The 12,151-nt window shown below is 62.4% G+C and carries 11 protein-coding genes; 7 read left to right on the forward strand and 4 right to left on the reverse strand.

Features of this window, described 5'->3' with window-relative positions:
* Positions 1-6: 6 nt before the first annotated feature.
* From kdpA to HJ583_RS08090, 3 genes are all read right to left on the reverse strand, one after another.
* Positions 7-1,791 carry a potassium-transporting ATPase subunit KdpA gene (kdpA, locus tag HJ583_RS08080; protein ID WP_170021470.1) on the reverse strand — a complete coding sequence of 595 codons (1,785 nt, stop codon included), beginning with the start codon at positions 1,789-1,791 and terminating at the stop codon, positions 7-9.
* Positions 1,788-1,880, reverse strand: coding sequence for a K(+)-transporting ATPase subunit F (kdpF, locus tag HJ583_RS08085; protein ID WP_170021471.1), 93 nt, complete (start codon positions 1,878-1,880; stop codon positions 1,788-1,790). The genes kdpA and kdpF overlap by 4 nt, the downstream gene beginning before the upstream one ends.
* Before the next feature lie 800 nt (positions 1,881-2,680).
* On the reverse strand, positions 2,681-3,640 hold the full coding sequence (locus HJ583_RS08090) for a LysR family transcriptional regulator (RefSeq protein ID WP_170021472.1): 960 nt from the start codon (positions 3,638-3,640) through the stop codon (positions 2,681-2,683).
* Positions 3,641-4,159: 519 nt separating this feature from the next.
* Between HJ583_RS08090 and HJ583_RS08095 the strand changes: the two genes are divergently transcribed.
* From HJ583_RS08095 to HJ583_RS08115, 5 genes are all read left to right on the forward strand, one after another.
* On the forward strand, positions 4,160-5,308 hold the full coding sequence (locus HJ583_RS08095) for an iron-containing alcohol dehydrogenase (protein ID WP_170021473.1): 1,149 nt from the start codon (positions 4,160-4,162) through the stop codon (positions 5,306-5,308).
* Between the two features lie 77 nt (positions 5,309-5,385).
* A complete protein-coding gene (locus tag HJ583_RS08100) occupies positions 5,386-5,796 on the forward strand; it encodes a (R)-mandelonitrile lyase (protein WP_170021474.1) in 411 nt (136 codons plus the stop codon).
* Complete coding sequence (locus HJ583_RS08105) at positions 5,793-7,184, forward strand: MFS transporter (protein WP_170021475.1); 1,392 nt, start codon at positions 5,793-5,795, stop codon at positions 7,182-7,184. The genes HJ583_RS08100 and HJ583_RS08105 overlap by 4 nt, the downstream gene beginning before the upstream one ends.
* Before the next feature lie 22 nt (positions 7,185-7,206).
* The gene (locus HJ583_RS08110; protein ID WP_170021476.1) at positions 7,207-7,875 is read left to right on the forward strand and encodes a Rossmann-fold NAD(P)-binding domain-containing protein; all 669 of its coding nucleotides are present in this window, start codon (positions 7,207-7,209) and stop codon (positions 7,873-7,875) included.
* Between the two features lies 1 nt (position 7,876).
* A complete protein-coding gene (locus HJ583_RS08115; RefSeq protein ID WP_217423350.1) occupies positions 7,877-9,049 on the forward strand; it encodes an MBL fold metallo-hydrolase in 1,173 nt (390 codons plus the stop codon).
* 51 nt (positions 9,050-9,100) lie between these two features.
* Here the strand turns inward: HJ583_RS08115 and HJ583_RS08120 are convergent, their stop codons facing one another.
* On the reverse strand, positions 9,101-10,009 hold the full coding sequence (locus HJ583_RS08120; protein ID WP_170021477.1) for a LysR family transcriptional regulator: 909 nt from the start codon (positions 10,007-10,009) through the stop codon (positions 9,101-9,103).
* 168 nt (positions 10,010-10,177) lie between these two features.
* On the opposite strand from HJ583_RS08120, the gene HJ583_RS08125 reads away from it, so the two are divergent.
* Together HJ583_RS08125 and HJ583_RS08130 are read left to right on the forward strand one after the other, a co-directional pair.
* Positions 10,178-11,035 carry a (R)-mandelonitrile lyase gene (locus tag HJ583_RS08125; RefSeq protein ID WP_217423351.1) on the forward strand — a complete coding sequence of 286 codons (858 nt, stop codon included), beginning with the start codon at positions 10,178-10,180 and terminating at the stop codon, positions 11,033-11,035.
* Between the two features lie 23 nt (positions 11,036-11,058).
* Positions 11,059-12,114 (forward strand): alpha/beta hydrolase, encoded by a 1,056-nt coding sequence (locus HJ583_RS08130; protein WP_170021478.1) that lies wholly within the window; start codon positions 11,059-11,061, stop codon positions 12,112-12,114.
* The last annotated feature ends 37 nt before the right edge of the window (positions 12,115-12,151 follow it).

Genomic DNA, 12,151 nt, shown 5'->3' on the forward strand with positions numbered 1-12,151 from the left:
TTCCTTTCAGAGAAAGAGATTGAGGTGCTCGACAATCGGGCCGAGCGCCAGAGCAGGCAGATAGGTCAGTGCGCCGACGAGGACGACCGTGCCGATCAGCAGTACGATGAAGAGCGGGCCGTGCGTGGGCAGCGTGCCGGCGGTGACAGCCAGACGTGGCTTGGCGGCGAGCCGCCCGGCAATTGCCAGCACCGGAACGATCACGGTGAAGCGGCCAAACCACATCGCCGGCCCCAGCATCAGGTTGTAGAAGGGCGTGTTGGCCGACAGACCGGCGAAGGCGGAACCGTTGTTGTTGGCCGCGGACGAGAAGGCGTAGAGCACCTCGGAGAAGCCATGCGCACCCGGGTTGGCCATGCTGGAGACGCCGGCCGACGCCAGCACCGAGATGGCCGTGCCGCCGAGAATCAGCAGGGGCGTGGCGAGGATCACCACGGACACCATCTTCATCTCGTAGGACTCGATCTTCTTGCCCAGATATTCCGGCGTGCGGCCGATCATCAGGCCGGCCAGGAACACCGCTTCGATGGCGAAGACCAGCATGCCGTAAAGGCCCGCACCGACACCGCCGAACACCACTTCGCCGAGCTGGATCAGCCACATCGGCACCAGCCCGCCCAGCGGCATGAAGCTGTCGTGCATGGCATTCACCGCGCCGCAGGAGGCCGCCGTGGTGATCACTGCGAACAAAGCAGACTGCACGCTGCCGAAGCGCGCTTCCTTGCCTTCGAGGTTGCCGCCGGAGCCATCCATGCCCAGCGCGGTGAGCAGCGGGTTGGCCTGGCCTTCAGCCCAGATCGCGATCGCCACCATGACCAGAAAGATCAGCGTCATCGCGCCGAGAATCGCCAGCCCCTGGCGGATGTCACCGACCATGTGGCCTAGCGTGAAGCACAGTGCGGCCGGGATCAGGAAGATCGCCAGGATCTGCACGAGGTTGGAGAGCGGAGTCGGGTTCTCAAAGGGATGGGCCGAGTTAGCGTTGAAGAAGCCGCCACCATTGGTGCCGAGCATCTTGATCGCCTCCTGCGAAGCCACCGGACCCATCGAAAGCGACTGGGTCTTGGCGGTCACGGTTTCGGTCACGACCTGGCCGGCAGCATCCTTGAGTGGCTGGCCATCTGCGTCGAGTTTCGGCTGGCTGTATTCAACCGGCTGCAGCAGGCTGACTTCGGTCGGGCCGGCAAAGTTCTGCACCACGCCCTGCGCCACGAGGAAAACTGCAATCACGGTGGACAAGGGCAGCAGCACGCCGACGGTGGCCCGCGTCAGGTCCACCCAAGCATTGCCGATGCCGGCTACCGAGCGCCGCGCGAAGCCACGCACCAGCGCAATCGCCACCGCCAGACCGGTCGCGGCCGAGAAGAAGTTCTGCACCGCCAGACCGAGCATCTGGGTGAGGTGGCTCATCGCCGCTTCGCCGCTGTAGCCTTGCCAGTTGGTATTGGTAACAAAACTGATCGCCGTGTTGAAAGCCGAGCCGGGCTCCACCGCGGCCATGCCGGCCGGATTGAGAGGCAGCCAGACCTGCAGGCGTTGCAGCGCATACACCACCAGCACGCCGATGGCATTGAAGGCCAGCAAGGCCAGGGCGTAGCGCCACCAGCTCATGTCCTGCCCGGCATTCACGCCGCACAGACGATAGAAACGCCCGGCGACTGCCGCCAGACGCGGGCAGCGCTCAGCTACCCGACCTTCAAACAGATCGGCCAGATAGCGTCCCAGCGGCCAGGCGAGCAGAAACAGGATCAGCAGGTAGAGCCCCACCTGCAAGACGGATGAATGGTTCATGACATCTCCTCGGCGCGGAACAGCGCGACCAGCAGGTAGATGAAGAGCAACAGCGCGACGCCGCCAGCGATCCAGTAGAGGGTGCTCATTTCAGCCCCTCCAGTTTGCGGCAGCCCGCAATCAGCAATGCCACGCAGGCGATTACGCCAGCCAGCAATGCGAGACACATGAATTCAGACATGAAAGAGTTCTCCGGCAAGGGAGAGAACCCGCGTTCTCTCTTGCCCTGAACTCTAGGAAGGCTGGCGTAAACGCGGTGTGGGAATGAAATGCAAGCGCGTAAAGATTGCGTTAAGAAAATTGAAACACCCCGGCAGGATGCGTTACAGGACCGCACAGTGGCGCCTTCCTGCTAGTGCATACATCCCCCAAAACCGCTTTCCCCAGGCAATCACCCACGAGTTTCTCGCCTGCATGCTGGACGTGCGTCGTGTGGGGTCGCCAAAGCCGCCTGCGCGCTTCAAAACCACGCACTGATCAGCTACCGGCGGGGCAATATCGAAGTCTGTGCCCCCGGGATTGATCGAACTCGCCTGTGACTGCTACCTGCAGGACAAGAAAACAGACCTCGACACCATGCATTTCTGATGGAGCTGCTCACGATCTGTAGCGAGAGGCCGTCAGCAGGGGCGAAGCAGGGTTTAGCAGAGCCTGCTCTGCGCTGCCGCAGCCGGTTTGCTGTGCAAAGCAGACCATGGGGAAAAGCAGCTCAGAAACCGGAATTTATGTTGATCAATGAGGATTCCGAGCAGTGCATGAGCCTGATCACAGCATCGCAGTAAGATCGTGAACAGCTTCTGAGACCCTGTCGGCTCTCGCTCCTCGCGTGCGGAAGGCCTGAGTGCGGGCGCTAAGTCAGGAAAACGAACGCTGCAGCCAGACTCAGAAATCATGTACCGACAAGCCTTGCGCGGCGACTCGCGAGCTCCTCGGCGCTTAGAACAAAGTCCTTGCTGTCGCTGAGCCGGTCAACGGCCAGATCGATGAAGCGCCTCACCCGTGACGGGATTGCAGTACGGCTGCCGTAGTAAACATAGAGGCTGTAGTTGTCCGCCACATGCTCGACCAGCAGGGGCACCAGCCTGCCAGCGCGGATGTAGGGGGCTGCAGTCGGCGCAGCAAGCTGGCCAATCACCTCGCCGGCGAGCACGGTCTGCAACTCCAGCAGCTCGTCATTGGTACAGAAGACCGGGGCCACCGGCCACTCCTCCAGGCTATCTCCGATCTTGAGATGCCAGGGCACAAGACAACCGTTACCAGGATGACGGAATACGCTGCAGCGATGCTGGTTGAGGGCATGACGGTTTTCCGGCACGCCGTACTTGCGCAAATAGCTGGGGGCGGCGCAGATGACCAGTTGCATCGGAAACAGACGACGGGCGATCAGCCCTTCCTGCGGCGAGGCGCCGATGCGAAAACCCACGTCGACGCGATTTTCCACCCAGTTTCCAATGCGGTCGTCGAGTTGCACGTCCGGCTGAACTTCGGGATATAGGCGAAGATATTCGTCCAGTACCGGGCTGATGACGGGCTGCAGCACCGAACGCGGGCCAACGATGCGCAATGGCCCGGCAAAGTCTTCGCGCGTCTGGCGCGCGGACAACAGAGCCTGCTGCAAGCCGAGCAAGGAGGGCTGTGCCGCTTCAAGAAAGCGCTGGCCCTCCTCCGTCAGCGACATGCTGCGTGTCGTGCGGTGAAACAGGCGGACTCCGAGGTACTGCTCCAATTGCCCCAGCGCCTTGCTGGCGGCCTGTGGCGTGATCTGCTGAGCCTCTGCAGCTTTGCTCAGACTGCCCAGTTCGGCGGTGCGGATGAAGGTGGTGATGGAGCGCAGTTCGTTGATGGACATGGCCGTACCTGGCTTGTTTGGGTTGAAGCTTCCTTCGTGTCTTCGTGCCTTCGTGCTAAACGCCTGGCTCACACGAAGGCACGAAGACACGAAGTGCTGTTTGGTTAGCGGCTAGGGTCTGTTGACATTCATCCGCCGGATCGCGTTGAAACGTATGGCTTGCGGAACAAGGCGCACGACACAGTGCGGGGTCGGGTTTGCCAATTCGCCCCGCACAAGGAACGCAACGCAGTAGCGCGAGCCATACGCATCAACCCGAAGGGCTCGCTCAAATGAATCCACAGAGCGGTGTTGCAGCTCCTTGACAGGGGGCCGCCCTGCCAGCGTCGCTACGCCTTGCTCTGCGGCTCATTTGAACGAGCGCGACCGGCGAGTGAATGACAACAGACCCTAAGCCAAACCTCTTATTCGCATTGTTTGGTTGTAAATCATTCAATGGATATCTGTCTAGTTGAATGTTTGTGTGAAGCCTAAAGTTCAGCCCATCAAGTCATCACCCCCAAACCTCAGGAGCGACACATGGACAACTTCACCTTCTTCAACCCGACCACCATCGATTTCGGCACCGACAAGGAACAACAGATCGGCCAGCATCTGACTGATCACGGCATCAAGAAGGTGCTGCTCACTTACGGCAGCGAGCGCATCAAGCGTGATGGCCTGTTCGCCAAGGTGAGTAAAAGCCTCGCCGCGCAGGGCATCGCCTTCGTTGAGTTCGGCGGCATCGTCAGCAATCCGGTGATTTCCACGGTGCGCGAGGCGATTGCGCTGGCCCGAACCCATCAGGTCGAGGCCGTGCTCGCCGTGGGCGGCGGTTCGGTACTCGACAGCTCCAAGGCAATTGCCGCCGGCGTGCTGCATGACGGCGATGTGTGGGAACTCTTCACCCGCGAGGCTTCCATCACGGCTGCGCTGCCAATCTTCAGCGTGCTGACACTCGCCGCCACCGGCAGCGAGATGAACAATGGCGCGGTGGTGACCAACGAGGAGACCAAGGAGAAGTTCGCCATCGGCTCGCCGCACACCTTCCCCAAGGTGTCGATCGTCAATCCGGCGCTGATGCAGACCGTATCGCGCGACTACCTCGTGTATTCCGCCGCCGACATCATCGCCCACTCGATCGAGGGCTACTTCACCGCCGAGGTGCAACCGCGTTTCCAGTCACGTTTGGTCGAAGCGGTCATCAAGACGGTGATCGAAACCACCGAGACCCTGCTGGCTGATCCTGCTGATTACGATGCCCGCGCCCAGTTTGCCTGGGCCTCCACGCAAGCGCTCAACGGTCTGACCTATGCCGGCACGGCCGGCTTCAGCTACCCGAACCACATGATCGAGCACTCGCTCTCGGCGCTCTTTAACGTGCCGCACGGCGCGGGCCTGTCGGTGATTATGCCGGCCTGGATGAAGTGGTATCACAGCCGCAATCCGGAGCAGTTCCAGCGTTTCGCCACGGAAATCTTCGGACTGGAAACCGCCGAGCAAGGCATCGCCGCGCTGGAGAAATGGTTCGACAAGATCGGCACGCCGACCCGCCTGTCGCAACTGGGCATCACCGAGGCCGACCTACCCGCAACGATTGAAAACGTGCTCGGTAATGCCAAGTGGTTCGGCATCGCCGAGATCTACACCCACGATGTGGTGAGCAGCATTCTCAAGAGCGCCCTGTAAGCCCCCCGGCATCAGACGGTCAGCTCAAGCGACCGTCTGATTTACTCGACCATGAGCCGGATCGAAAGGAAACCCTCATGCATATCACGCGCAGCGGATCGCAGCCCTCCACGCAGGGCCCTGCCGACTGTTTCACCGGCGCAGTGCGCGTCGACTACCTCTTCCTGCCCGAAGCGCCGGCGCGCACATCCGGCGCCAGCGTGACTTTCGAGCCCGGAGCACGCACAGCCTGGCATGCCCATCCGCTCGGCCAGACCCTGATCGTGACCGCAGGCTGTGGCCAGGTTCAGCTGTGGGGCGGGCCGGTGCAGGCAATCCACCCCGGCGATGTGGTGTCGATTGCGCCGGGCGAAAAGCATTGGCATGGCGCGAGCGCCACTACCGCGATGACGCATATCGCGATTCAGGAACAGCTCGACGGCAGCGCGGCGGACTGGCAGGAGCAGGTCAGCGATGCGCAGTATCTGGCCGGGCGAGCCAAAGAATGAAGCGCGTCACTCACCCGGGCATGGTGCTCGCCATCATCATGGCCAGCTACCTGATGATCGTGATCGACATCTCGATCGTGCTCACCGGCCTGCCGCGCATCCAGAGCTCGCTGGGCTTCACGCCGGCCAGCCTCTCCTGGGTGCAGAACGCCTACACCCTGGCCTTCGGCGGCTTCCTGCTGCTGGGCGCACGGGCGGGCGACATCCTCGGCCGCCGGCACATGTTCATTGCCGGTCTGGCCATTTTCACGCTGGCTTCGGTGGCCATCGGCGCGGCGACTTCGCCGGTCTGGATGCTGACATTCCGCGCCGTGCAGGGCTTTGGTGCGGCCGTGCTGGCACCTTCCACGCTGGCGCTGATTTCAGTCTATTTCCCCGAAGGTCATGAGCGCACCCGGGCACTCTCCTGGTATGCCGCTGCTGCAGGCATGGGGGCCACGGTTGGGTTGGTGCTGGGCGGCTTGCTGGCCGACCTGATTTCCTGGCGTGCCGGCTTCTTCATCAACCTGCCGATCGGCCTGCTGCTGATCCTGGGGAGCCTGCGCTACATCGAGGAAACGCCGCGCCATGCCGGCCAGTTCGATCTGGCGGGCGCAATCAGCTCCACGCTGGGCATGAGCGCACTGGTCTTCGGCATCGTCGAGGCCGCCGAAGTCGGCTGGCATTCGCCCTGGTCTCACTCTGCGATGGCTGTCGGTGTGCTGCTGCTGACGTTTTTCCTGTGGGTGCAAAGCGGGGCCAGCCAGCCGGTGCTGCCGCTGCGCCTGTTTGCCGACCGCAGCCGCAACGCGGCCTACGCGGCGCGCCTGCTGTTCTTGGCCGGCATGGTGGGTTTCTGGTTCTTCACCGCGCAATACCTGCAGCGCGTGCTGGGTTTCAGTCCGATGCTGGCCGGCTTGGCCTTTGTGCCGGTGACGATTCCGCAGCTGTTCTCCTCGTTTTCCGTGCCGCGTCTGATGCGTCGCTTCGGGCCGCGCAGCGTGTTGCTCACCGGTCTGGCCTTGTGTGTGCTGGGGCTGATCTGGCAGGGGCTTGCCGCGCCACAGCTTTCCTACCTTGCCGGCCTGCTTCTGCCGATGATCCTGATCGGCCTGGGGCAAGGCTGGGTGCTGGCGCCGCTCACCATGGCCGGCGTGGCCGGGGTGGAAGCGCGTGATGCCGGCGCCGCTTCCGGCCTCGTGAACGTGGCCCACCAGTTTGGCGGTTCATTGGGGCTGGCGGTGCTGGTGGTGGTCTTCGCCAGTGGCGGCCAGATCAGTCAAGACGCGGCCGATCTGGCCCAACGCACTGGCCGCACGCTGGAAGTGAGCGCGCTGCTGGTCTTCCTGAGCCTGCTGATCTCGGCCCGTTTTCTCTTTGCGCGCGCGCCGCAAGTTCATACCAAATAACAAATTCATTCAGGAGCTGGAAATGACAGATTCAAGCCACATCAAAGCACGGCGCGTAGCCATCGCAGGCGCCTCCGGGCTGGTCGGGCAACACATCCTGCAAACGCTGCTGGCAGATGAAACAGTCAGCGAAGTGCATGCACTGGGCCGACGGGGCCTGGCCATCAAACACCCGAAGCTGATTGTGCATCGGGTCGATTTCAAAGCCCTGCCCCCTCTTCCGCCAGTGGACGAGGTCTATCTGGCGCTCGGCACCACGATCGGGGATGCAGGCAGTCAGGCCGCCTTCCGCGCGGTGGATTTCGACGCCAACCTGAGCGTCGCGCACGCAGCCCTTGCGGCAGGCGCCCGGCGTATCGCCCTGGTCAGCGCCGCAGGCGCAAACGCCGGCTCACGCGTGTTCTACAACCGCGTGAAAGGCGAGCTTGAAGACGTGCTGGCTGAACTCGAAACCGATGCGCTGCTGATCGCCCGCCCTTCGCTGCTGCTGGGTGATCGAGCAGCTTTGGGGCAGAGACCTCGCGCCGCCGAGAAAGTGACTGCAGCGCTGTTCAAACTGCTCGGGCGCGCGATCCCGCTCGGCCTGCGTCCTGTTACGGCGCAGCGCGTTGCTCAGGCGCTGACTTCAGGCCTGCCCACCGCGCGAGGCAGATCCGTGCTGAGCTCCGCGCAGATCCAGACGGGAGCCTGAGATGCCGCACTTACGCCTCAAGCCTCGCTGGCTACTCCTGCCTTTACTACTTGGAACAAGCATCATGGCCTACTCGTCGATCTTTGAAGCCGCACCGGACATCCAGCGCGAGCAGCCGAGCGCCAGTCACTATGCCAACGGCCAGTTCCACAACCTCACCCAGGAGCGAGGCCTTAATTCCGCCGGCAGTCTGAAAGGGATCTGGCGCTACCTGACCGAAAAATCGCCCGAAGCGAGCCCCGGTGCAACGCTGGAAGTCCTGCCCCTGAGCCCCGCTGATCTGCAACAGGCTCCGGACCAGAGTCTGTGGCGCCTGGGGCATTCCACCGTCCTGCTCAAACTGGAAGGCAAGTTCTGGCTGACGGACCCGGTCTTCGCCGAGCGCGCCTCGCCTTTCTCCTTTGCCGGGCCAAAGCGCTTTCACGCAGCTCCTATCGCCCGCGAAGATCTGCCTCCCATCGAAGCCGTCATCCTCTCGCACGACCACTACGACCATCTTGACCAGGCAAGCATCCTCGCCATCGCAGACAAGGTGGGCATGTTTGTCACGCCGCTGGGCGTTGGCGAGCGTCTGATCGGCTGGGGAATTCCGGCCACAAAGATCCAGCAACTCGACTGGTGGGAGGAAACGCAGGTCGGCGCCTTACGCCTGATCGCCACCCCCGCACAGCATTTCTCTGGCCGCAGCCTGACTGACCGCAACCGCACTCTGTGGGCCTCCTGGGTGTTGATCGCGCCACACAGCCGCGTGTTCTTCAGCGGCGACAGCGGCTACTTCCCCGGCTTCCGGGAGATCGGCGACAGGTTCGGCCCTTTCGATCTCACGCTGATTGAAAACAGGGCCTACAACGAGGCCTGGGCCGATGTGCACATGCAGCCCGAACAAAGCCTTCAGGCGCACATTGATTTGAAGGGCCAGCGACTGGTGCCGATTCACAACGGGACATTTGATCTTGCCCTGCACGCCTGGACCGAGCCACTGGAGCGCATCACCGCGCTGGCCGAACAAGGCAGCGTGGCCCTGAGCACGCCACGATTCGGCGAACGGCTGGATATCCACGCCGGCAACAGCACACATGCATGGTGGCGCCAGCAGCCGGAGGACAAAGCTGCGCAAGCTCAGCCGCGCCCCCGGAACCCGAAAGTGGCACTGATCGCAGCTTCCGCGTCCTGAAGTCCTGAAGCCCTCCCCTTACCGGCGGATACGCAGTGCCTGTCCGCCGGATCACCCCGCGACCGATTTACCCGCCCACTCCCGTACGGCTTGAGTAAACAGCCTGAGCGCAGCCGGCGGATGACGATTGGCCGGGTAATACAGGCTCAGACCGGGTAGCGTCGGGCTCCATTCGGGCAGCAGGTGAATCAGGCGGCCGACCGCGACATGCTCGGTCACCAGATATTCCGGCACCCAGGCGACGCCGATTCCGGCCAGGGCTGCATCGGTCATCAGATTGGTATTGCCCAGGGTCATCGGTCCATCGACGTCGAGTGTCGTACTGACCGCGCCGTGCGCCAGATCCCAGTGATACAGCGCGCCGCTGGAAAAGCGAAAGCGCAGACAGCGATGGCGTTTGAGGTCTTCCGGCGTACGCGGCAACTCATGCTGCGCAAGATAGGCGGGGGACGCCACCGCGACGAATTTCCAGTCGGGCCCGAACTTGACGGCAATCATGTCGCGCGGCACATCCTGAAACACGCGAATGCCAGCATCAAAGCCATCGGCCACGATATCCACGAAGCGGGTATCGACGACAAACTCCACATGAATATCGGGATAAGCCGCCAGAAAAGCTGGCAGCACATTCCTGATCAAGATTCGCGCCCCCGCCTCCGCGCTGCTGATCCGGATCGAACCGGAGGGGCGGTCACGCGCAGAGGCCATCTCGTTGACCGCGTCCTGGATGTCTCCCAGTGCGGGCGCCACGCGGCGCAGGAACTGCTCGCCCGCCTCGGTCAGCGCCACCGAGCGGGTGGTGCGGTTAAAGAGGCGCGTATTGAGGCTCTCTTCGAGGTTTTTCACCGTGTGGCTGAGTGCCGAGGGCGACACGCCCAGAATCCGCGCGGCCGCGCGAAAGCTGCGCTCCTCGGCGATGGTGATGAAGGCGGTGAGTTCAGAAAGGCCGGCGCGCAGCATAGATGAAAAATATTGAACAAGTCGTGCAACTTTACATCCATTGTTGATTTGCGTGCAGCAACCTAGGATCAATCCACGCCCTTGCCTCCCACGACCTCCTGATGATCAGGAGCCCTATGGAGAACCGGCGGGAAGGATCACTGTGGCTTGAGGCCACGAGGAGATGAAATGGATTCGAAGTTATTGCCGCGTTTGCTGGCTTCCGCGCTGACGGGCTTGCTGGCCTTGCCGGCCAGTGCGGCTGAAGCACAGGAGAAGGTCACTGCACTGTCGGTTCCGGTCACGGCCGAGGCCCAGCGCCCGGGCAGCATCGGCCCGGCCGAGCGCTTCACCGGTAAGGTCTCTGTCGCCCCGCTATTTGCAGCCGAGGGCACATCCCGTGTATCGGCGGCCCACGTTACGTTCGAGCCAGCAGCTCGCACCGCCTGGCATTCACATCCGGTCGGGCAGCATCTGCATGTGATTCGCGGCGCAGGCTATGTGCAGTTCTGGGGCGGCGAGCGCCGCAAGATCACTCAGGGCGATGTGGTGTGGATTCCGCCCGGACAGAAGCACTGGCACGGCGCCACGCAGGAAGCCAGCATGACGCATCTGTCCGTGCAGGAGCATGAGGCCGGGGAAACCGCTGTCTGGATGGAAAAGGTCAGCGATGCACAGTACGGAATTGCTCCCGCCCCCACAACTCCGGCGGCGCCGCAGATCTCCCGAGCCCAGCAACTGATGGGCGCCACTGCGCCGAAGCTCGCCGAACTCACCGATCAGCTGCTGTATGCCGACATCTGGGAGCGCCCGGAATTGTCCAAGCGCGACCGCAGCCTGATTACCGTCAGCGCGCTGCTGGCGATGAATCGCTCGGACCAGCTGCGCTCCCATCTAGCCCTCGCTCAACTCAATGGCGTGAGCCGCACCGAGCTGTCCGAGCTGATTACGCATCTGGCTTTCTATGCCGGCTGGCCGAGTGCCGTCTCGGCCACCTCGGTGGCCAAAGAAGTCTTCCAGAACACCCCGGCACCCGCCGCGCGCTAATTTTCATTTCCCGGAGCATTCACATGAACCTCAATCTGATCAATGCCAGCATCGTGGCCGCTGTCGTCGGCGCATCGTCAGGTGCAGTCGTCGCTGCCGACTACAAACAGAATCCCTTCACGCTGGCCTATGACGGAGCGATTTCCGTCAACGTGCCGGGAAAGGTGAATATCCACCCCGTCAGCTACAAACTCAACGGCCTCACGATTGCGGCCAATGTCTATACGCCCGCGAACTACGATCCCGCCAAAAAATACCCCACCCTGGTCGTCGCTCATCCCAATGGTGGAGTGAAGGAACAGGTCGCCGGCTTGTATGCCCAGCGCATGGCTGAGCGTGGCTACATCACCATCGCCGCAGATGCCGCCTACCAGGGCGCCAGTGGAGGCGAGCCGCGCAATGTGGACAAACCGTCCTACCGTATTGAAGACATCCACGGCATGGCCGATTTCATCAGTCAGTACGCAGGCGCCGACAGCGCACGTCTGGGGCTGCTGGGCTTATGCGGCGGAGGTGGCTACTCGCTGGCGGCTGCGCAAACCGACAAACGCTTCAAATCCATCGCCACGCTGAGCATGTTCAATTCGGGTCGGGTGCGCCGCAATGGCTACGTGGATTCAGCCCTGAACACGATCCAGACCCGTCTACAGCAGGCCTCGGCTGCACGCGCTCAGGAGGCGGCGGGCGGCCCCGTCCTGTACTCGGGCGACGCCAATCTGAGCGACGAGCAGATCGCCAAATTGCCGTTTGATCTGTATCGCCAAGGGTACGAGTACTACTGGAAAACGCACGCCCATCCGAACTCGACCTTCAAGTACACCACCAGCAGCCTGCTGGACTTGATGCGCTGGGATGCGACCAGCCAGATCGGGCTGATCGACAAGCCCCTGCTGCTGATTGCCGGCAGCAAGGCCGACAGCCTGTACATGAGCGAGGAAGCTTTCGCCAAGGCCACCGGCACACATGACAAGGAGCTGTTCAAGATCGAAGGCGCCACCCATATCGAGACCTACTGGGTGCCGAAATACGTGGATCAGACGGTGAACAAGCTCGGTCAGTTCTTTGCCAAGACACTCTGATCGCATTGCTGACACCCGCCAACACCAGGCCGTATGA

It is taken from the genome of Uliginosibacterium aquaticum (assembly GCF_012972705.2).
In the GTDB taxonomy this organism is placed as follows: Bacteria; Pseudomonadota; Gammaproteobacteria; order Burkholderiales; family Rhodocyclaceae; genus Uliginosibacterium; species Uliginosibacterium aquaticum.